The sequence below is a fragment of the Roseateles sp. P1_C1_2 genome (genome assembly GCF_056406535.1).
The window spans coordinates 55,688-77,366 of the sequence record NZ_JBFUAB010000031.1 but is presented as its reverse complement, the minus strand read 5'-3'; the positions used below and the strand labels follow the sequence as shown (position 1 = coordinate 77,366).

16 protein-coding genes are annotated in these 21,679 nt (G+C 69.3%); 15 read left to right on the top strand and 1 reads right to left on the bottom strand.

All coding sequences use genetic code 11. From position 1 onward, the window contains the following. Positions 1–17: 17 nt before the first annotated feature. The 8 genes from AC1D2H_RS26750 to AC1D2H_RS26715 all read left to right on the top strand — a co-directional run bounded on the left by AC1D2H_RS26750 (position 18) and on the right by AC1D2H_RS26715 (position 10,321). Positions 18–2,816 carry a type VI secretion system Vgr family protein gene (locus AC1D2H_RS26750; RefSeq protein WP_478012975.1) on the top strand — a complete coding sequence of 933 codons (2,799 nt, stop codon included), beginning with the start codon at positions 18–20 and terminating at the stop codon, positions 2,814–2,816. A 79-nt stretch (positions 2,817–2,895) separates the two neighbouring features. Next, complete coding sequence (locus AC1D2H_RS26745; RefSeq protein ID WP_478012974.1) at positions 2,896–3,435, top strand: DUF4123 domain-containing protein; 540 nt, start codon at positions 2,896–2,898, stop codon at positions 3,433–3,435. A 7-nt stretch (positions 3,436–3,442) separates the two neighbouring features. Then, positions 3,443–5,212: a hypothetical protein gene (locus tag AC1D2H_RS26740; RefSeq protein WP_478012973.1), complete on the top strand. Its 1,770-nt coding sequence runs from the start codon at positions 3,443–3,445 to the stop codon at positions 5,210–5,212. A 225-nt stretch (positions 5,213–5,437) separates the two neighbouring features. Further along, positions 5,438–6,256, top strand: coding sequence for a hypothetical protein (locus tag AC1D2H_RS26735; RefSeq protein ID WP_477937940.1), 819 nt, complete (start codon positions 5,438–5,440; stop codon positions 6,254–6,256). A gap of 91 nt (positions 6,257–6,347) precedes the next feature. Continuing rightward, a complete protein-coding gene (gene tagH / locus AC1D2H_RS26730; RefSeq protein WP_478012972.1) occupies positions 6,348–8,168 on the top strand; it encodes a type VI secretion system-associated FHA domain protein TagH in 1,821 nt (606 codons plus the stop codon). Between the two features lie 11 nt (positions 8,169–8,179). Then, positions 8,180–8,929 (top strand): PP2C family protein-serine/threonine phosphatase, encoded by a 750-nt coding sequence (locus AC1D2H_RS26725; RefSeq protein ID WP_478012971.1) that lies wholly within the window; start codon positions 8,180–8,182, stop codon positions 8,927–8,929. 11 nt (positions 8,930–8,940) lie between these two features. Further along, positions 8,941–9,348 carry a DUF4280 domain-containing protein gene (locus AC1D2H_RS26720; protein ID WP_478012970.1) on the top strand — a complete coding sequence of 136 codons (408 nt, stop codon included), beginning with the start codon at positions 8,941–8,943 and terminating at the stop codon, positions 9,346–9,348. Positions 9,349–9,427: 79 nt separating this feature from the next. Further along, positions 9,428–10,321, top strand: a complete 894-nt coding sequence (locus AC1D2H_RS26715) for a hypothetical protein (RefSeq protein WP_477936113.1) — start codon at positions 9,428–9,430, stop codon at positions 10,319–10,321. A 278-nt stretch (positions 10,322–10,599) separates the two neighbouring features. On the opposite strand, the gene AC1D2H_RS26710 is transcribed toward AC1D2H_RS26715, so the two are convergent. After that, entirely contained in the window at positions 10,600–11,166 is a 567-nt protein-coding gene (locus tag AC1D2H_RS26710) for an OmpA family protein (RefSeq protein ID WP_478012969.1), read from the bottom strand. A gap of 175 nt (positions 11,167–11,341) precedes the next feature. Between AC1D2H_RS26710 and tssK the strand changes: the two genes are divergently transcribed. The 7 genes from tssK to AC1D2H_RS26675 all read left to right on the top strand — a co-directional run bounded on the left by tssK (position 11,342) and on the right by AC1D2H_RS26675 (position 21,672). After that, positions 11,342–12,679 carry a type VI secretion system baseplate subunit TssK gene (gene tssK, locus AC1D2H_RS26705; RefSeq protein ID WP_477936109.1) on the top strand — a complete coding sequence of 446 codons (1,338 nt, stop codon included), beginning with the start codon at positions 11,342–11,344 and terminating at the stop codon, positions 12,677–12,679. A gap of 22 nt (positions 12,680–12,701) precedes the next feature. Then, complete coding sequence (locus AC1D2H_RS26700; protein WP_478012968.1) at positions 12,702–14,054, top strand: DotU family type VI secretion system protein; 1,353 nt, start codon at positions 12,702–12,704, stop codon at positions 14,052–14,054. 2 nt (positions 14,055–14,056) lie between these two features. Then, a complete protein-coding gene (gene tssM, locus AC1D2H_RS26695) occupies positions 14,057–17,599 on the top strand; it encodes a type VI secretion system membrane subunit TssM (RefSeq protein WP_478012967.1) in 3,543 nt (1,180 codons plus the stop codon). Beyond that, positions 17,596–18,222, top strand: coding sequence for a type VI secretion system-associated protein TagF (tagF, locus tag AC1D2H_RS26690; RefSeq protein WP_477936103.1), 627 nt, complete (start codon positions 17,596–17,598; stop codon positions 18,220–18,222). Before tssM ends, tagF begins: the two co-directional genes overlap by 4 nt. An 8-nt stretch (positions 18,223–18,230) precedes the next feature. After that, positions 18,231–19,985, top strand: a complete 1,755-nt coding sequence (locus AC1D2H_RS26685; protein WP_478012966.1) for a type VI secretion system contractile sheath domain-containing protein — start codon at positions 18,231–18,233, stop codon at positions 19,983–19,985. A 202-nt stretch (positions 19,986–20,187) separates the two neighbouring features. Further along, positions 20,188–20,790 carry a hypothetical protein gene (locus AC1D2H_RS26680; RefSeq protein WP_478012965.1) on the top strand — a complete coding sequence of 201 codons (603 nt, stop codon included), beginning with the start codon at positions 20,188–20,190 and terminating at the stop codon, positions 20,788–20,790. A 249-nt stretch (positions 20,791–21,039) separates the two neighbouring features. After that, positions 21,040–21,672, top strand: coding sequence for a hypothetical protein (locus AC1D2H_RS26675; protein WP_478012964.1), 633 nt, complete (start codon positions 21,040–21,042; stop codon positions 21,670–21,672). Positions 21,673–21,679: the final 7 nt, after the last annotated feature.

Genomic DNA, 21,679 nt, shown 5'->3' with positions numbered 1-21,679 from the left:
CATGAGGAGTCGCGGGCATGAGCAATGCGTTGTCGATCAAGACGGAGCTCGACAAGGGCCTCGGTCCCCCGAAGTTCCTGGCGCTGAGCGTCGACGGCAGGGAACGCCTGAGCACCTTGCCGGAATACACCATCGAGGTGGTCGGCAACGCGTCCGTCCTCACCGGCCGTGAGTACATCGATCTGCACGACCTGATCGGCACGCTGGCCAAGGTCACGCTCGACGAGCTCGGCATCAAGCGCTACATCAACGGCCAGGTGATCCGGGCGATCCGCGGCGAGCGCCACGGGCGCTACGACGCCTACACCCTCGTGCTGCGGCCGTGGCTGTGGTTTGCCACCCGCGGCAAGAACTCGCGGGTGTTCCAGAAGAAGACGGTGAAGGTGATCGTCGACACGGTGCTCGAGCCCTACAAGGGCATCAGCAAATGGAAGCTGGAGGACAAGCTGCCGACGCTGGAGTACTGCGTGCAGTACGAGGAGAGCGATTTCGACTTCGTCAGCCGCCTCCTTGAGGATCACGGCATCTACTATTTCTTCGAGCACACCGAAGCCGCGCACACGCTCGTGCTGATCGACGACATGGGCAAGCACTACCCGCCTCCGACCGAGAGCGTGAAGAGCGTGGGCTGGTCCAACAAGTTCGATGGCCAGGACCGCATGACCCACTGGCATTCGCTGGAAGATGCTCGCGCGGCCAAGGCCATGGTGCGCGACTACGACTACCTGGCATCGGCCACCGAGATCGAGGCCAGCGCTTCGGGCTCCGCGGTCGCCAGCGGCGAGATTGGCGAGATCTATGAGTTCCCGGCCAAGGCGGTGTTCAACCAGGCCGTCGACGCCAGCGAGCCATCAGGAACGGCCGCCAAGGCCGCCGCCAAGCGGCTCATCGAGGCGGCGCAGTCGATGTACCAGCTGCATTCCGGCGAATGCAACGCCCACCACATGACTTGCGGCGCGATCTTCAAGCTCGAGGATGCGCCGCTGCCCAGCGACAACGCCGAGTACCTCATCGTGGCCTGCGAGTTCCATGCCGAATACGGTGACCACGAGGCCATCTCGGACCTCAAGGCCATCAAGGGCAATCGGGACGGCTTCGTCGGCAGCATCGAGGCGCTGAATGCCAAGTTCGGCTTGTTCCGGCCGCAACGCAGCACGCCGCGCCCGCGCATGTACGGGCCGCAGATCGCGACCGTGGTGGGCGCCTCCGGCRATGAGATCGACACCGACAAACACGGCCGCATCAAGATCCAGTTCCCCTGGGACCGCGAGGGCAAGAAGGACGCCAACAGCTCCTGCTGGGTGCGCGTGGCCACGCCCTGGGCGGGCAAGAAGATGGGCCTGTGGATGCTGCCGCGCGTCGGCCACGAGGTGGTGGTGAGCTTCATCGGCGGCGACCCGGACCGTCCCATCGTGACCGGCTCGGTGCACAACGACGCCAACCCGCCGCCCTACGATCTGCCCGACCATGCCGACGTGGCGACCTGGATCAGCCACTCCACCAAGGGCGGCGCCGCCGACGCACACAACGAATTGCGCTTCTGCGACGCCAAGGACAAGGAACATGTCTGGTTCCAGGCCCAGAAAGACAGCTACCGCCTCGTCAAGGGCGACACCTTCGACCACCTGGAGATGAACGAGACCAAGAAGGTCAAGCTCACGCGCAAGGAGGTCATCGGCGAGAACTGGTACGTCAACGTCACCAAGGACGTGATGCACGAGTTGGGCAAGGACCTGCACACCAAGGTGGCCGGTGACATCTTCACCACCGGCGGCGCCACCTGGCAGGTCATGCTGACCAAGGACTACGGCCTCAAGGTCGGTGCCGACGCCGGCATCGACGTCACCGGCAAGACCGCGCTCAAGTCCGGCGGCGACGTCAACGTGCAGAGCGACGGCAAGATCAATCTCAAGGCCACCGGCAACCTCGTCGGCGAAGCGACCGGCAAGGTGTCGCTCAAGTCCGCCGCCGACGTGCTGCTGGAAGGCCTCAACATCAAGGCCAAGGGCGGCACGGAAATCGTGCTGGAGGCCTCGATGGGCATCAAGATCGTCTGCGGCTCGTCCGTCATCACGCTGGGCCCGGCCGGCGTCACCATCGATGGCCCGCTGGTCAAGGTGAACTGCGGCGGCGGCGGCGGCTCGGCCGGCGCGGCGGAGTCGGCCGCAGCGGCTGAGCCCAAGGAAGTCGCCGAGGCCCTGTTCCAGGAGGAACTCCAGCCCGCCAAGGCCGAGGACTACGAGAAGCTGCTCGCCGATCCGCTGGTGCCCGCCAAGGAGGGGGTTGCCGTCGCGGCGACGCCCGAGGTCACCGCGCCCGACCTCTCAGCGGCCGAAGCCGCCAAGAAGGCCGCCGAAGCAGCCGCGCTGAAGGCTGCGAACGCCGCCGCCGCCAAGGCCGCCGCGCTGAAGGTGGCAGCCGCGGCCGCCCTCGCCGGCGCTGCCGCAGCGGCCGGTGCCGCGGCCGGCGGCATGGCCGCGACCGCGATCCAGAAGGAACTCGACGACCCCAACAACGAGTTCGGCCACGCCCTGGATTCGGTGACGGAAGTCCTCGACGAAGGGACCAGCCAGGTCAGCTCGGTGGACTCGCCCCTCGAGGGCGCGCTCGACGTGGCCCACCAGTGGGTGGAGGAAGAGCTTCCCGGCGTCGTTGAGGATTACGCGGCTCAGGGCCTGGACGCCGCCAAGAAGGGCATGGATGTGGTCAAGACTGCGTCCGAGAATCTCAAAGACAAGAGCGTCACGGGCATCACGGAAGTGGACCAGGCGATCGAAATTGGCAAAGCTATTTCCGACAAACTGGACGACCTCTGACTCGCATGAGCCCCGCACGGCTGCCCGCAGGGGCTCATTCCCGCTCGGCGGGCCAGCGCATGGCGCCTAGGGTCAGCCCATGAGCGCGGCCTTCAGCCTTGCCCAACTCGAAGCCTCCCTGTGGGCAGCGGACGGCGCGCGCGTGCATGCCGTCATCGACGGACGCGTGGTGCCCGACCTGCCGGCCCGGCTGGCGCAGGGCAAGGCCGACTGGGACTGCCTGCGTCGCGGCGCGCTGCCGGCCGCGCAGGCCGCCCAGGCCGCCTATATCGCCGAGCTGGCCCCCGACAGCGCGCTGCTGCGCTGGCTGATCGACGAAGCCACCACCGCTTTCACCGGCTGGGGCGTGCTGATGCGTTCCAACCGCCCGCTGCTGACCATGCGTGAACTCGCCCGCGACCTCGCCGAGGTGCGCCTGCCCAACGGCGACCGCCGGCCCTGGAGCTGGTGGGACCCGGAGCTGCTGGAGCTCTACCTGCCCAGTTGCAGCCACGACCAGCGCGACCGCGTCTTTGCGGCCGGCCAGTCGCTGGTGAGCATGACGCCCAAGGCCTGGGTCTGGTGGAGCCAGGCCGACGGCGTGCTGCAACGCGACGAACGCGCCGTCCAGCCGAACTGATGCCCTCATGCTGAACCTCACCGCACCGCAGCTGGAGTTGGTCGATCGCCTGCAGGCGACGCGCGACGCGGCCTCGCTCAACAAGGTGCTGGGCCAGGCCTGGCCGGCCGTGGCCGAGCGCCTGCAGGACCGCTGGCCCGCTTTCGTGGAGACCGCCCTGCAGCGCGCCGTGCAACTCGGCCTGAAGCAGGCCGCCGAGCAGGCGCGCTATGCCAGCCTGTGCTGCCTGTGGGGCGCGGGCTTCGAGACCAAGGCCGGCTTCGAATGGGCTGCGGCCATCTGCGCCGACACGGCGCTGGGCCCCACCCTCGTGCTGCACCAGCTCAGCCAGCGCTCGCGCGCGGAACTGGTGCGGCGCCACGCCAAGGCCGGTACGGCCACGCAAGCCCTCTCGCCCGCGGCCTTCGACCAGGCCGTCGCCGCGGTCGAAGCCGGCTTGGGCACCGTGCTGCTGGGGCGCTCCATCTATCTCGACCTGCCGCTGCCACCGATTCCCCAGGCCTGCGACCTCGGCAGCGTCAGCTTCGCCGTGCTGGAGCCCAAGCCGCTGCAGGCCTACAGCGCCGTGGAAGAGCGCTGGGAGCGCGTCGACCTGCCGCCCTGGGTGCCCAAGCCGCAGACGCTGACCGCGCCACCGCGGGAGCCGCTGCTGCTGCCGGTACTGAGCCGCGCCGTGGGCGCCGGCGCCAGCGCCCGGCTGCAGCTCGTCGTGCAGCAACTAGCGTCCTGCGGTGCCAAGCGGCATCCTGAGGTCGTGCATCACAGTGCGGCCGGCCGGCTGCAATGGCATGGGCCGGACACCGCCAAGCTGAGCCTCACGCTGCACGCCCCCGCGACGCCGCCGCCCGACCCCAAGCTCGGACCGGCCGGTATCGCCCACGGCGAGCCGCCGGATGTGCAGCACGTGGCCCTGGGCAGTTGCGGCATCCGCGACGCGGGCGCGCCGCTGGGCAGCCTGGACATCGGCCTGCAGGTGCATGCCGCCACCCAGCGCCTTTTGCAGATCCGCCATGGCGCCCTGGCGGCCCAGTCCTGGCCCGATGCCGAGCTGACGCTGGCGCCGCCCTCCAAGACCGTCTGCCGGCTGGAACTCGACGGCGAGGAGCAGCCGACGCCCGTCTGGCTCAGCGGCTGGAAGGCCCTGCAGCCACAGACGCGCTCGGGGCTGGAGAAGCTGTTCAATGCCTGGGCCCGCCAGATGGCCGACACCACCGGGAAACTGGAAGGTGAAGCCGCCCCCCTGGTCGGCAAGGCCGCCCTGACCTGGGGCTGGCAGCACGCCGAAGACAGCGAAGGCGGCCCCATCGTCATGCGCACGCAAGGCACGATCAACTTCGCCGCGCTGATGCTCGACCTGCGCCTCGCCGGTGACATCGAGTGGGCCGGCAGCCGCGCCCGCGTCGACCTGCGCGCCCAGGGCCAGACCGAATGGCGCATGGCGCTGGACCAGCGCGGCGGCGAGGCGGCGGAGGGCCAAGGCCTGGCAGACGCCAGATGCGTGTGGCGCCACCCTTTCGCGCTGAGCGTCGACGCGATCGCCACCGGCGACCCGGCCCTGCTGTCGGCCGGTGCGCTGGACGAATCGCTGCGCGGCGCCGTGGTCGGCGAATGCGGCCTGCGCGCGCGGCCCGATGGCCGCGGCCATCAATGGTTCTACCGCCTCGCGATCGAACCCGTGAACGTCATGCTGTTGCGCAACAACCCCCAGGGCGGCACGCAGCGCCAGCGCCGCGAGCTGATCCCCGCCCTGACCCTCGTCGACTGGAGTGCCGGCTGACATGAGGCCCCTCGTCCAAGAAATACTTGGCCGGTCTTGCAGACCGCGCTGCGGCTTGGGCCGCAGCTCTTCGGCAGGCACGCCGCGCCCACTGGGCGCACCGTGTCCGGCCTCAGCCCCCGCGGGGACGGCGATGCTTGCCGGGTCGACCGGCAAGCACATCGCCACAGGCGGGCCGGCTAGGGAACGGCCCGGCGCTCGGCCCGCAATACGGAGGACGCGTTGATGGACCGCCTGATGTGCCTGCATGTGCAGACCAGCGGCGAACCCGTCGAGGCGCTGGTCAATGGCGTGCCCGTGCTGAGCCTGCCGGCCGGTGCCGGCAGCCAGTCGGTCACCGTGCACGAATACCTGCAGAACGGCAGCAACCGCATCAGCCTCGCCGTCGCGCCCCCACCGGTCGCGCTGGCCGTCGCCGCGCCGAACGCGCCGGCCCAGCCGCGCCTGGCCTCGCGGGCGGCGCATGCGCGGGCCCGACTCGTGCTGCTGCGCCAGGGCAAGAGCCTGGCCGACGAAGCCGTGCGCGTGCTCGCCGAGGTGAACTGGGCGGTCGAGGAAGGCGCCAGCTTCGAGGCGCCCACTTTGCAGCACCAGGACCTGGAGCTGCCCGTCGCCTTCCCGCGCTGGCGCTGGCTGGACGCTCCCGTCCTCAACCCCAGCCCCCAGGACCGCCAGACCGTGCTCGCCACCTTGCAGCGCATCGCCTTCGACCTGTCGCGCGGCAACCCCGACAGCTTCCTCGCCGCCTGCCGGCTCAAGCTGGAGGAGGTGGACCAGGCCTACCAGCGCCCCGCCGGCCATGGCGCAGCCGCCTTGCGCGAGCAGGTGCAGGCGCTCTGGAAGGCCGGCGCGCTGGAAACGCTGCAGCCGCCCACCGTCGAGACGCTGCTGCCGCGCCTGGTGGCCGGCGGCCGGCTGCTGGAATGCCTGAACCCCATGGGTGCCCCGGTCCTGGGCAGCCAGAACGACGATGTGACGCTTGGCAACATCGCCTGGCCCTTGCGGCTGACCTTGATCGAGGGCAAGGTCTATGTCCTCAGATGACCGGCGCCCAACGCGCCTTCCTCACGCTCTCGGCCAACACCCGTTTTGCAGGGGTCGCGGCCCGGGCATGGCGCCCTGAGAATCAGTCACCATGATTCGCCTCAACGTCACCACCTTCAACGGCCTGCCCGTGAGCCAGCCGCTGTCCGCCCAGTTCGACGAACTCGGCGGCGACATCGGCCGCGCGGACACCAACCAGCTGGTGCTGCCCGACCCCGAGCGCACCATCTCGCGCGTGCATGCCCGTGTGCTCTACCGCGCCAGCAGCGGCTACGGCATCGTCGACCAGGGCAGCAACGCCATCAGCGTCAACGGCATTCAGCTCGGCAAGGGCCGCGAAGCCGCCATCAAGCCGGGCGACCACATCCAGATCGGCGGCTATGTGCTGATCGTCGAGGCCGGCAGCGCTACGGGCGCCGCGGCCGACCCCTTCGCCGACTTCTTCGGCATGGCGCCGGCGGCTGCGGCGACCCAGCCCGGCGTCCGCCGCGACGCGGGGGCCGCCGACCCGCTGGGCCTGTTCGGCGGCACGGTGCCAAAGCAGCCCGTCCCGCAGGCCCGGCCGGCACCGGCCTTCGCGCCACCGCCGCCCGCGGCGCCCGCAGCCATGGGCGGCATTCCCGCCGATTGGGACCCGTTCGCCGCCGCGCCACCGGCCAGGCAGGCCCAGGCCGCCCCATCTTCAGCCGGTGCACGCGCCCTCGGCCTGGACCTGGGCGCGGGCGCGCCGACACCGCTGATTCCCGACCTGCCCGCCAGTGGTGGCCGCGGCGGCGCGGCCGGCGATTCGCTGGACGCCCTCTTCGGCCTCGGCGCCCCGACGCCCGCCAGCAACAACCCGCTGGCCCAGTCCCTGCTCGGCGAGGCCGTGGCCCAGCCCAATATGGCCGGCCATGCCGACCCCTTGAAGGCCCTGGGCATGCTGCCCGCGGCAGCGGGCCAGGCCTTGCCGGACACGTCCTCGGAGCTGAACCGGCCCTTCATTCCGCCGAATGCGCCGGCCCCTTCTTCCTCATCCGCGACGACGACAGGGCAGCGCCCCCGCCCGCCTGCCGCTTCCATGGCGGCCCTGAACGCCCTCGACCCCTCCGGCACGCTGTCAGGGGCCGTCGTGTCCTGGAACGACAGCGCCGGCGAAGGCCGCACCATCATCCGTGCCGGCAAGAAGGCCGAGGCGCCGGAGCAGGTCACCATCGCGCCGCCGATGACCACGATCGCGGCTACGCCGGCACCGCTGATGCCGCCGCCACCGCCCCCGGTGGCGTCGCATGCGCCGGCGGCACCGGTCGCCAGCGCTGCTCCCGCCGTGCCGGCCGACCAGGCCGCCCTGCTGGCCGCCTTCCGCGAGGGCCTGGGCATTCCGACCCTACCGGCCAGCGGCCTGACGCCGGAGTTCATGCGCCTGCTGGGCCAGCTCGTGCACGAGTCGGCCCGCGGCACGGTGGACCTGCTGGTCGCCCGCGCCGCACTGAAGCGCGAGGTGCGTGCCGAGTCGACCATGATCGTCGCCAAGGAAAACAACCCGCTGAAGTTCTCGCCGACGGCCGAGGTCGCCCTGGGCCATCTGCTGGGCCCGTCGGTGCGCGGCTTCATCCCGCCGCAGCAGGCCATGCGCGATGCCTTCGACGACCTGCGCGCCCACCAGCTCGCCTTCCTGGCCGGCATGCGCGCGGCCCTCGAAGGCCTGCTGCAACGCTTCGACCCGGCCTCGCTGGAGTCGCGGCTGACGCAGAAGTCGGTGCTGTCCAGCCTGCTGCCAGCGGCGCGCAAGGCCCAGCTCTGGTCGGTGTTCCAGCAGGAGTACCAGCAGATCGCCGGCGAACTGTCGGACGACTTCCACCAGGTCTTCGGGCGCGAGTTCCTGCGCGCCTACGAAGCGCAGCTCGACGCGCTTCAAAACGAATCACGATAGAGAGGGCACTCGTGCAGATCGAGCTCGCATTGATGTCCGAACAGGGCGGCCGCGACTACAACGAGGACGCCTGCGGCCATTGGCATTCCGAGCGCTACCTCTGCTGCGTGCTGGCCGATGGCGCCGGTGGCCATGGCGGCGGCGACATCGCGTCCAAGCTCGCCGTCAGCCATGTGCTGCAGGGCTATGCCGGCCTGCCGGCCCACCACCCGCAGGCGCTGGAAGCCCTGCTCATCGACACCAACCGCGAGCTGCTCGCCCAGCGCACCGCCAACCCGCAGCTGCGCAATATGCATTCCACGGTGGTCGTGCTGTCCATCGACCTGCAGGAGCGCAATGCGCTGTGGGGGCACTGCGGCGATTCGCGCTTCTACGCCTTTCGCGACGGCCGCCTGGCCCAGCGCACGCGCGACCACAGCCTGGTGCAGTCCCTCATCGACGGTGGCCTGCTCGACGAGGCCGGCGCCCGCGTCCATCCCAAGCGCAGCGAGCTCTATTCGGCCCTCGGCACCCAGGGCGAAGACCTGCACATCAGCGTGTCGCCCCAGCCCTGGCCGCTGGTCGGCCGCGAGGCGCTGATGATGTGCACCGACGGCCTTTGGGAATGGATGACCGACGAGGAAATCGCCTCGGCCCTGTCCTTCGCGCCGGACCCTCAGGCCTGGCTGAACGACCTCGCCCAACGCGTGCGCCTGGCCGCGGCCGACAAGCCCAACCACGACAACTACACCGCCCTGGCCCTCTGGCTCGGGGCTGATTGAGGAGAAGCGTCATGCCTCAACATGTCTGCAAGGGTGCGCAGCTGATGTGCACCTTCGGCTCCAAGCCCAGCGCGCTGGAAGTGCTGCCGCTGAACAAGATGCAGACCAGCAGCCAGCCGGCGGCCAACATCATGGACAACAAGCCCATGGTGAACATCCAGCCCTTCGGCCCGTGCAAGAGCATGGCCAACCCGGCGGTCGCCTCCGCCACCRCCGCCGCCACGGCCGCGGCCCAGGGCGTGTTCACGCTGACGCCCATGCCCTGCGTGCCGGTCTTCCCCGCGCCCTGGGTGCCGGGCGCGCCGACGGTCATGCTGGCCAATATGCCGGTGCTGAACAACACCTCCAAGCTGATGTGCGCCTATGCCGGCGTCGTCAGCATCGTGTCGCCGGGGCAGGTGACCGAGATGGTGCCCTGAGCGCAGGCGTCGGGAACCGCCCCGCAATGTCGGTCACTCAGCGTCGGTCCAATTCCACCCATCGTTGAGGAGACTTTGAATGGCCGACCTGTCCATGCCCTACCCGCCCGAACTCACCAAGGCCCTGTGGGACCGCAACAAGGGCGTACTGGCCAAGCTCTTCGTCGGCAAGACCGACGTCGGCGCCGCGCTGGCGGCGGTGGAGCTGGAGTTCAAGCGCGGTGGCTATTCCGCCATCAAGCCGCACGACGGCGTGTTCGACCCGGTGGACTTCGCCGAATACAAGAAGGGCCTGCTCAGCGGCCTGACCAAGGCCGAGGCGGCCGTCAACAACAAGCTCGGCGCGCTGAAGATCATCGCCACCGCAGCGCACAGCGACTTCGCCAAGAGCAAGACGGTCCCGAAATCGGCCACCACCTACGTCAAGGGCATCCTGGACGCCATCACCGCCTTCAAGGTCGCCCTCGCGGCATTCCCTGACGACGTCAGCAAGGCGCTGGACAAGGACTTCCGCGAGCGCCTGCACAAGACCAAGGAATACGTCGCGACGATGGCCACGGCCAAGGCGGCGGCCGACCTCGCGGTCAAGATCATCAATATGGTCAAGACGGCCGAGGCCAATCCGACGGTGGCCAATGTGAACAAGGTCTTCGGCGCCGACGGCCCGCACCGCATGCTGACGACCAGCTTCAAGACCTGGGACCAGTTCGTGAAGGCCCAGTTCCCCAAGCTGGCCGCCAAGTTCTATGCGGGCAGCGCCATGTCGGACTACTTCACGCTGCCCCATCTGTCGGACATCGGCAATGAGACCAACAAGGCCGCGTCAGCCAAGCTGGAGGCCAAGGTCAAGGGCGGCGCCGACGAGAAGAAGGTCGTGACCCAGTTCCTGCTGGAATACAGCAAGTCGGTGCTGGAAGCGCAGAAGATGCTCAAGCACTTCGTCGAGATCGGCAAGGTGCTCGGCGGGGTTTAGCCCCTCGTCCGGTCTCGCCGCGCTGGACGCGGGCGCGCCCGACCGGTCCCCCGAGGGGACGGCGATGCATGCGGCGTCGAGCCGCATACACATCGCCACAGCGGGCCGGCTCGGTGAACTGGAGTCGGACACAAGCAGTCCCTGCGGACTGCTTGTGCCTACGGAAGGCCATGGGCCTCTGGCCCATGGCAGGCCCAGCGCTCGGCCCGAAACGCGATTTCCAGCCAGCCAGCACGAAAGCCGCCCTCGGGCGGTTTTGCTGCTTGCTCGCAGTCGGCTTACTTGCGCCCGATCTCCACGCGGCGGTTTTCGTCCGCCTTGGGCTTGGACGGGTTCTTGGGCTCGCTGGCGCCCACACCCTCGATGACCAGCAGCGCCGGGTCGGCCCCCTTGGCGACGAGGTAGTTGCGCACCGACTCGGCGCGCTTGATGGACAGGGCCTGGTTGGCCTGCGGGGTGCCGGAGGCATCGGCGTGGCCGATGACGCGCACCTTGCGCTCGCTGTTCTTCTTGGTCTTGAGCACGTCGGCGAAGACGTCCAGCTGCTTCTTCAGCGTGGTGGGCAGCTCGGCCGAGCCGACCTTGAAGGAGGTCGCCGGCAGCGAATACTTGATCGCGGGCTTGAAGCCCATGCACTTGAAGCCCGAAGCCTCCAGTTCCTTGCACTTGTCGTCAGGGAACAGGCCTTCGTTGATGGCATCGGCCGTGGGCACGGTCTTGCCAAGGTCCACGGCCTCGGCGGCCGATGCCGCTGGAGGCGGAATCTCGGGCGTCTGGGCCAACGCGGACACACTCAGGGTGAGACCGCACAAGGAAAGAACCAAGAGGGGGCGAAACTTCTTCATGACGGGCACTCGGTCGGCTGGCGGGATTGAGCCGCAGATTGTGTGACCGCCAGCGCCGATTGGTTCCCGATGGAGCGGGGAACCAAGCGTCGCCGCCAGTCACTCAGTGCCTGATCGCAGGCCGCCGTGGCTGCTTACCGTTGTTTTCTCTTGCTCCCTTGAGGCGATCCCATCCATGACCTGGCGTGACCGAGTGATCTGGACGGAGGGCATGTTCCTCCAGCCGCAGCACTTCCAGCAGCACGACCGCCACTGGGAGCACCAGTGGCGCCAGCGCCTGCAACAGGCCGTGGCCTATGCCTGGGGCTTCGCGGCCCTGAGCCTGGACGATGCCTCCCTGCCCCTGGGCAAGGTCGGCCTCGCCGCCGCCCAGGGCCTGCTGCCCGACGGCACGGCTTTTTCCGCCCCGGGGGGTGACGCCGCGCCCGCGGCCCTGGACATCCCGGCCGACGCCCGCAACGAGATCGTCGTGCTGGCCGTCACCCTGCAACGCCCCGGCGTCGTCGAGACCGACGCCGAAGGTGCCGCCGGCGCCATGGGGCCGCGCTTCATGGCCGCCGAGGTCAATGTCGGCGACAGCAATTCCCAGCTCGACCGCGACGCCGCCCTGCAGATCGGCCGCCTGAACCTGCGCCTGATGCTGCAGCGCGACGCCGGCGAGGGCTATGCGACGCTGGGCGTGGCCCGCGTCGTCGAGCGCCGCGCCGACAACCGCGTCGTGCTCGACCCCAGCTATGTACCGCCCCTGCTGCATGCGCCGGCCCACCCGGTGCTGGACGGCTATGTGCGCGAACTCTGCGGCCTGCTGAACCAGCGCGGCGAGGCCCTGGCCGCCCGCCTGGCCGCCCCCGGCCGTGGTGGCGTCGGCGAGATTTCCGATTTCCTGCTGCTGGAAGCCGTCAACCGCAGCCAGGCCCTGTTCAGCCACCTGCGCGCGGTGTCGGTGCTGCACCCGGAGCGGCTGTACAGCGAATGCCTGACGGTGGCCGGCGACCTCGCCACCTTCCGCGACAGCCGCCGCCCCGCGGCCTATGCCGACTATGTGCACGACGACCTGGCCGCCACGTTCAGGCCCGTCATCGACGACCTGCGCCAGTCGCTGTCCATGGTGATGGAGCAGACCGCCATCCCCATCGAGCTGCAGGACCGTGCCTACGGCGTGCGCGTCGCCCTCATCCCCGACGTCGGCCTGCAGCGCACGGCCACCTTCGTGCTGGCGGTGTCGGCGCAACTGCCCGGCGACGCCCTGCGCGCCCGCTTCCCCACCCAGGTCAAGATCGGCCCGGTCGAGCGCATCCGCGACCTCGTCAACCTGCAGCTGCCCGGCGTCACGCTGCGGCCACTGCCGGTCGCGCCGCGCCAGATCCCCTACCACGCCGGCCACAACTACTTCGAGCTGGAGACCCGCGGCAACGAGCTGTGGAAGCAGCTCGAAAGCTCGGGCGGCCTGGCCATGCACATCGCCGGCGAGTTCCCCGGCCTTGAGCTGGAGTTCTGGGCCATTCGTGCCTGACATCTTCTGATCGGCCCGCCCCATGAGCGATCCCAACAACGACGACCCCTTTGCCGCCTTCGGGCAGGACCGCACCGTCATCAAGCCCAGCGCGGGCCGGCCGGTCACGGGCCTGCATCAACCCCAGGCCCCGGCGCGGCCCGCCGCTCCGGGCGGCCAGGCGCCCGCCGGCATGCCCGCCGGCCCGGCCGGCCGGGAAGCGCCGATGGCCCTCGAAGCCCTCACCTCGGCCAGCATGAACCCGCTGGTGGCGGCCGCCATGCCGCTGCTGTCGGCTGCGCCCCGCGTGCGCCACAGCGCCCAGCACCCCAACCCCGCCGGGCTGAAGGACGCCCTGTCCGAAGGCATCCGCGCCTTCGAGGCCAAGGCCCGTGCCGAGGGCCTGCCCAACGAGCAGGTCATCGCCGGCCGCTACATCCTGTGCACCCTGCTCGATGAATCCGCCGCCAGCACGCCCTGGGGCGGCTCGGGCGCCTGGGCGGCGCAGAGCCTGCTCGTGCAGTTCCACAACGAATCCTGGGGTGGCGAGAAGGTCTTCGCGCTGATGGCCAAGCTGGCCGAGAACGTGCCGGCCAACCGCAACCTGCTGGAGCTGCTCTACGTCTGCCTGGCCTTCGGCTTCGAGGGCCGCTACCGCGTCGTCGATAACGGCCGCGCCCAGCTCGACGGCGTGCGCGCGCGCCTGGCGCAGATGCTGCGCCAGGGCAGCAACCCCGACCCGGCGCTGTCACCGCGCTGGCAGGGCGCCGAACCCGGCGAGGGCGGCCTGCGCCAGAAGCTGCCGCTGTGGGTGATCTGGGCTGCCATGGCCCTGCTGCTGCTGCTGGTCTACATCGGCCTGCGCTTCAGCATCAATGGCGCCTCGGACGCCGTCTTCGCATCGCTGCGCGGCTTCGACGTGAAGACCGCTGCCGTCGCCGCGCCAACACCGCCRCCCGCCGCGCCCCGCCTGGCCGGGCTGCTGGATCTCGACGTCAAGGCCGGCCTGGTGCAGGTCAATGACCTGGCCGACCGCTCCATCGTCATCATCAAGGGCGACGGCCTGTTCAACCCCGGCAGCGCCGAGGTGTCATCGGAACTGCGGCCGCTGGTGCTGCGCATTGGCGAGGCGCTGCAACGCATGAAGGGCCAGGTGCAGATCACCGGCCACACCGACAACCAGCCCATCCGCTCGCTGCGCTTCCCGTCCAACTGGCATCTGTCGCAGGCCCGCGCCGAGGCCTTCCGCAACCTGCTGGCCGAGCGAGTCGAGATCGGCCGATTGCGCGCCGAAGGCAAGGCCGACGCGGAAGCCGTGGCCGACAACGCCACCCCCGCCGGTCGTGCCAAGAACCGCCGAGTCGAAGTCACGCTGATGGTGCAGGACGGCCGCTGATCATGAAGAAATTCCTGTCCATCCTGTTCCACCCGATCACCCTCGGGATCTTCGGCCTGCTCGTCATCTCGGCCCTGGTCTGGTGGGTCGGCCCGCTGATCGCCTTTGGCGAGCACCGGCCGCTGGACACCAGCTTCGCGCGCTGGATCGCGCTGGCCGTCGTCTGGCTGCTGGGCGGCCTGCGCCTGGTCTGGACGCAGATGCGCCGGCGCCGCATCAATGCCGCCCTCGTCAAGGGCATGGGCGGCGGCCCCTCGGCCTCTGCCAAGGAAGAGGCGGTGCTGCAGGAGCGCTTCACGCAGGCCCTGACGTTGCTGAAGAAGGCACCGGGCACCAAGAAGGGCCTGTTCGGCGGCAACTCGCTCTATGACCTGCCCTGGTATGTCTTCGTTGGCGCGCCGGGCTCGGGCAAGACGACGGCGCTGCTGAATGCCGGCCTGAACTTCCCGCTGACGGAGAAGCTCGGCCAGGCCAGCGTGCGCGGCGTCGGCGGCACGCGCAACTGCGAATGGTGGTTCAGCGACGAGGCCGTCCTCATCGACACCGCCGGCCGCTACGCGACGCAGGACTCCGACAAGGAGACCGACGCGTCGGCCTGGAACACCTTCCTCGACCTGCTGCGCAAGGCCCGCCCGCGCCGCCCCATCAACGGCGTGCTGCTGACCATCAGCGTGCAGGACCTGCTGGCCCTGCCGCCCGAGCAGCGCAAGGAGCAGGCCTCGCGCATGCGCGGCCGCATGCAGGAGCTGCAGCAGCGCCTGGGCGTGCGCGCACCGGTCTATGTGATGGTCACCAAGTGCGACCTGCTGGCCGGCTTCAACGAGACCTTCGGCCCGATGGGCAAGGAGGACAGAGACCAGGTCTTCGGCTTCAGCTTCCCGGTGGCGATGGCGCCCGGCGAGGCCACGCTCGCCAATGTCGGCAGCGAGTTCGCGTCGCTGGAGAAGCGCCTGCGCGAGCGCCTCATCGAGCGCATGGAGGCCGAGAGCGACACGCTCAAGCGCGCCACCATCTTCGCCTTCCCGCAGCAGTTCGGCGGCCTCAAGGGCCTGCTCGGCGGCTACCTGGAAACCGTCTTCGGTGGCAGCGGTGCGCTGGATGAATCCCCGCGCCTGCGCGGCGTCTACTTCACCAGCGGCACGCAGGAAGGCACGCCCATCGACCGCGTGCTGGGCGCGCTGGCCCGCACCTTCGGCGTCGAGCGGCGCCTGACGCCACCGGCCGCCGCCAAGGGCCGCAGCTATTTCCTGAACCACCTGCTGCGCAAGGTCGTCTTCGTCGAACAAGGCCTGGTGGGCCAGAACGCCCAGGTCGAGCGCCGCAGTGCGCGCCTGCGCCTGGCCGGCCTGGTCACGCTGGGCCTCGTCACGCTGACGCTGCTCGTCGGCTGGGGTTTCAGCTACTTCGGCAACCAGCGCTACATCGCCGACATCGAGGCCAAGCTGCCGGCGCTGAAGGACACCATCACCGCCCTGCCGCCCACCAGCGGCAGCGACCCCTCCGCTCTGCCCGAAGCCCTGGCCGCCATCCGCGACGCGGCCCAGCCGCCCGGCTTCGCGCTCGACAACCCGCCGCTGTCGCTGGGTTTCGGCCTCTTCCAGGGTGACAAGCTCGATGCCGGCGCCCAGGTCTCCTACCACCGCCTGCTGCAACGCGGCCTGGCGCCGCGCGTCGCGGCGCGGCTGGAGGAGAGGCTGCGCACCGCCAACCGCGACAACCTCGAGTTCGCTTACGAGTCGCTCAAGGCCTATCTGATGCTCTACACGCCCGAGCATCTGGACAAGCCGGGCCTGCAGGCCTGGGTGGGCCTGGACTGGGACGCCAACCTCGAAGGCAGCCTCGGCGCCGAGAAGGTGGCGCTCTTGAAGAACCACCTCGACGCGCTGCTGTCGCGCGGCGCCTTCGAGGTGGCCCAGCCCATGGACAAGACGCTGGTGGCCAGCGTGCGCGAGATGCTGGGTGCCTACCCGCTCGAGTACCGCATCTTCAGCCGCCTGCGCCGCGCCCAGATCGACGGCGACCTGCCGCCCTTCACGGTGGCTGCCGCGGCCGGCCCGCAAAGCCCCAACGTCTTCGTGCGTGCCAGCGGCCTGCCGCTGACCCAGGGCATCCCGGGCATGTTCACCAAGGACGGCTACAAGAAGGCCTTCCAGACCTCGGTGGACAAGACCGCCAAGCAGCTGGCCGAGGAAGAGGAATGGGTGCTGGGCACCAACCCCGCGACGGCCAAGCGCCAGGCGGCCGACAAGACGCTGGTCGAGCGCGTGCGCCGCCTCTACCTGGAGGAATACGTCAAGGTCTGGGACAACTACCTCGCCGACGTGCGCCTCGTGAAGCTCAACGGCCTGGACCGCGGCATCGCCGTGTCGCGCCTGGTGTCGGCGGTGGACTCGCCGCTGGCCGCCTTCCTGCGCGCCGCGTCCAGGGAGACAACGCTGATCGACCCGGTCACGAACGACAACAGCATCAACAAGGAACTCAACAAGCGCGCCGACGATGCCGTCTTCGCCAAGGGCGGCGAGCTGGCCCGCCTGGCCGGCAACCAGGCCAAGGCGCCGACGTCCATCTCGCGCGACGGCCCGCTGGAGAAGATCGTCGACGACCACTTCGCCGCGCTGCGCCGCCTGGTGACCGGCACGCCGCCGCCGCTGGACGACGTGATGAAGATGTTCAACGAGGTCTATGTGCAGCTCAGCGCCGTGCAGGAAGCCTTGAAGAGCAAGTCACCGCCGCCCGCGGGGGGTGGCGGCGGCAAGCTCAAGGCCGCGGCGGGCCAGCAGCCCGAGCCGCTGCGCGGCGCACTGGAGGCGTTGGCCGAGGCATCGGACAACCAGAGCCGGCTCGTCGAGCGCCAGAGCCTGACCGGCGAACTGCAACCCGTCAGCGAGTTCTGCTCGCGCGCCATCGCCGGCCGCTATCCGGTGGCGCAAGGCTCCAAGGTCGACGTGCTGCCCGAGGACTTCGGTCAGTTCTTCGCCCCCGGCGGCATGATGGACGACTTCTTCACGCGCAAGCTCAGCCCGCTGGTGGACGTCGGCACCAACCCCTGGAGCTTCCGGCCCACGGGCGACGGCAGCAAGCCGGTCTCGCCGGCCGCCCTGGCCGACTTCCAGCGCGCCACCCGTATTCGCGAGGTCTTCTTCCGCGGCGGCGGCAAGGCCCCGGCCTTCCGCGTCGACGTGCGCGTGCTGGAGCTCAACGACGGCCTGAAGGAGCTGACGCTGGACATCGACGGCCAAGTCAGCAAGTTCACCGCCGGCAGCAACCAGGCGGTCAGCCTGCAATGGCCGGGCGCGCGGCTCTCGTCGCAGATCAAGCTCAGCGGCCAGCCCGGTGGCACACCCATCACCTTCGATGGCCCCTGGGCGCTGTTCCGCCTCTTCGACCGCTTCGAGGTGCAGGGTTCGCCCCAGCAGCCCGAGCGCTTCGTCGTCGTCATCAACCTGGATGGCCACCGCGCCCGCCTGGAAGTGACGGCCAGCAGCGTCTTCAACCCCTTCCGGCTGCGCGAGCTGCAGCAGTTCCGCTGCCCGGGGGCGCTGTGAGTGCGGTCGCGGGTTGGTATGGCAAGTTGCCTGCTCTAGGCGACTTCGCTTCGCGGCGACTGACGCCCGAGTGGATTGCGCAGTGGGACGGTTGGCTGGCCGCCGGCCTGCACCAGCTGCGCGTGGATGCACCCGACACCTGGCTGAACGATTACCTCGCCAGCCCGGCCTGGCGCTTCGCGCTGCTGCCGGGTTGCTTGCCCGAATCCGCAAATGGGGGCTCGGGCGAAGGCCTGCGCGTCGGCGTGCTCGTGCCGTCGGTGGACCGCGTAGGCCGCTACTTCCCTCTCGTCGTCGTCAGCGCGCCGCTGCCGCGACCGGTCGACGGCGCCCAGGTCGCGGCGCTCTGGCAGTGGGCGGGGCAGTTGGAAGAGATCGCCGTCCAGGCCCTGCAAGACGACTGGAGCGCCGAGGCCCTGGACGCGGCCCTCGCCAACGTGCCTCTGCCGGCTCTGCACGCTGCCGAAGCCGCCGTGCCCGCCGCGTTGGCCGGGCTGCTCAGCCAGGCCGCGTGGGACGGCCTGCAAGGCTGCTCCCTGTGGCTGCACGACAGCACCGATCCCAGCGTGCAGCCCGCCCTGCCCAGCGGCGCTGCGTTCGCTGCCCTCTTTCGACCTCACTGAGTAGCCCCATGCCCCACAGCGACTGGACCCCGAACTACGGCGATCTCGACACCACGCCGCCCAGCTGGGCGGCCAAGCGCCCGGTGCGCGTGGCACTGCTGGGCGACTTCGGTGCGGGCGCCGCGGCCGGCCGCCTGGACAGCGGCGACGACCTGGCGCGCCGCAAACCACGCAGCGTCGAGTTCGACTCCCTGGAAGACTGGCTGGGCCAGCAGGACATCACGCTGAGCCTGCCCGTCGGGGCCCATGGCGCCCCGGTCGAGATCGCCCTCGGCGATCTGGAGTCCTTCCATCCCGACACGCTGTTCCGCGAGCTGGAGCTGTTCAAGAAGCTGGGCGATCTGCGCAAGCGCCTCAACAACACGGCCACGTTCGAGAAGGCCGCGGCGGAGGTCGCCAAGCTCAGCGGCACGAAGAAGAAGGCCTCACGCGCCGGGCGTGGCGTGCGCGCCCGCGGGTCCGCACCGGCCGCCGGCGCCAGGCTGGATGACTTCGCCCGCCTGACGGGCCGCACGAGTGTTCCCGCCGACTCGGGCCATGGGGGCGGTGGCATCGATGCGCTGCTGCGCGACGTCATCGGTCCCTTCGTCGTGCCCTCGGCCAAGCCGGAGAAGGCCGGCCTGCTGAACACGCTGGACTCGGCAATAGCCGACGGCATGCGGGCCGTGCTGCACCAGCCCGACTTCCAGACCACCGAGTCGCTGTGGCGCGGCGTGGACTTCCTGCTGCGCCGGCTCGAGACCGGACCGATGCTGCAGGTGCACCTCATCGACATCAGCGCCGAGGAATTCGCCGCCGACCTGAGCGCCGATGACGACCTGAGCAACAGCGGCCTGTACCRCCTGCTGGTCGACCAGCCCAGCCAGTCCAAGGACGGCGGCTACACCTATATCGCCGGCCTCTACCAGTTCGAGGCCACGCCGCCTCACACCGAGTTGCTGGGCCGCATGGCCAAGATCGCCAGCACGGCGGGCGCGAGCTTCTTCACCGCGATGGCAGTGGACGACCTGACCCACCCCAAGAAGCCACCCCACCCGCTGGTGGCCGAGGCCCTGCAGGCGCTGAAGGCGCTGCCCGAGGCCAAGCGCCTCGTGCTGCTGGGCCCGCGCTTCCTGCTGCGCCACCCCTATGGCAAGCGCAGCGACCCGATCTCGTCCTTCGCCTTCGAAGAGTTCACGATGGCCGACGGCCTGGGCAGCATGCTGTGGGGCCACCCGGCCCTCTTGGCACTGACGGCCCTGGCCGGCCAGGGAGGCACGCCGACGGTGACCGATCTGCCCTTTCACCACTACGTCGACAGCGATGGCGACAGCACCGCCCTGCCCTGCACCGAACGCTTCATCTCCGCGACGTCGGTCGCGGCGCTGGCGCAGTGGGGCATCGGCGCGCTGGTCGCGCACAAGGGTGAGCCCGCCGTGCGCCTGGCCGGGCTGGGCGGCGTCGCGGCCGCAGGCGCGGCGTCCAAGGCGGGAGCGCGCGCCGGCATCGAGACGAGCCTGAGGTCCAAGCTCGCCGATGCCGACGCGGCACCGGCGCGGCGCGCACCGGCGGGCGACGACGACGCGGACGGCATGCCGGACCTGGGCGGCAGCGACGACACGCCCCTCAGCGGCTCGGACAGCGACGACCTCGACGCGCTGCTCGCCAGCCTCGGCGGCAGTGACAGCGGCGACGCCGCCGACACGCCGCCCGCCGATGAACCGTCGAGCGACGACGCCGACATGGACCCCGATCTCGCCGAACTGTTGAAGGCCTTGGGCTGAGCCAGGCCTCTGCTGAGATTCAGCGGCGCCGCGACGAGCGCGGAGCGGCCAGGATTTCACTCGGTCTCGGAACCCTGGCAGACCTTTTGTCACCAAGGACGGACGCCGCCTGATGCTCGATCTGCGGCGGCGAGCTGTTCCCTGACCACGCTGGCCCAACTGGCGTGGATTGCTCTCAAACCGTACCAATGAGGAGAAATCCATGCCACTCAAAACCGTCGAGCAATACGCCGATGAAGTCGTCAAGATGGGCTTCGCGGGCATCAAGAAAGACAACGAGCTCTTCAACGCGGTCAGCAAGGGGCTGGCGTCCGGGCTTTGCAAGGACCAGTTCAATTACCTGAACGACAAGAAGCGCGACGCCGAGCATCTGTACCTGAAGTACATCAAGCCCAACGACGTCAACGTCTCCAAGAAGCTCCAGGAAGCCGCGGCCGAAAGCTGCACGGGGCCCAAGGCCGACAAGACCAAGGCGGCCAAGGCCATCAAGGACGTCGATGCCGAGGTCAACAAGCTGTTCGACCAGAACCTGAAGCAGAACATCATCAAGCACGCCTCCTTCAAGGTCTGGGTCGACATGAAGAATGCGCCTGAGGCCAAGAAGATGGCGGCGAAGAACGCCCAGGTGGCCGGCAAGAAGCTCGGCATCACCAACACGGTCCTGCTGGCCAAGGGCATGGAGGCCATGATCCTCGGTGACAAGCCGGCCGCGCTGGCGGCGTTCAACAAGCTTGCCGCCGAGGAAAAGCTCAAGCACAAGGCCGAGGTGATCATGAAGTCCCTCGAGGCGGCCGGCCTGGCCTGATGCCCGACGTGCCGCTCATGGCACTGGACAGTTCACCGGCGCCCTCGTGGCGCCGGTGCGCTTTTTGCCCCCCCGCATCGGGGGCGGCGATGTCGCATCGGACGTCGTCGCGGCGTCTGATGAGGTGACGGACGTGGATCTCGATGCGCTGCTGAAGTTGCTGGGCTGATACAGCCGAGACAACCAGGCTTCGCTGGCGGATTTCTTGATCAGCGGCAAACCGGGCCTAGGCCCTGAAAGGATCATCCGATGGACACCCTGCTCACAGAAGCCAACTGGAAGACCAAAGGCCTGCCGCTGCGCAGCATCAAGGAAAAGCTCACCCAGAAGAAGACCGGCATCTCCGAGGCCCTGCGCGCACTGGCCGAGGCCGACAAGGCGGTGCGGGCCGAGTTGCTGAACATCACCCTCGTGAAGAAGCTGGATGCAGTGCTCAGCGTGACCGAAACGTCGCTGAAGAAGCTCAAGGCCGAGGACAAGAAGCTGCTCGCCCTGTGCAGCGACATGGTCAAGGCGATTGCAGGCTACCGCAGCGCCCACAACGCCGAGGTCGGCAAGATCGAGCGCGCCACCATCGGCGGCCTGCCGGGTGGCCTCAAGATGATGCAGAAGCAGGCCGAGAAGGAGTTCTCAACGGAGAACCAGATATTCGTGGAAGGCGCCCGGAAGGTCTCGAGCGACGCGCTGAAGATCATGACCTTCATCGCCGGCGCCAAGATCAACGAGCTCAACATCTCCAACGAGGGGCGCTGGAAGACCCTGGCCGACGAGCGAGCCGCCTGGGAGAAGCAGGTCAAGCTCGCGCTTGAGATCTCAATGAGGGATATCGTCAAAAACCAGATTGACACGGTCAACAGGCTCAAGAACGCCTGCCGTCTCTGACCTTTCC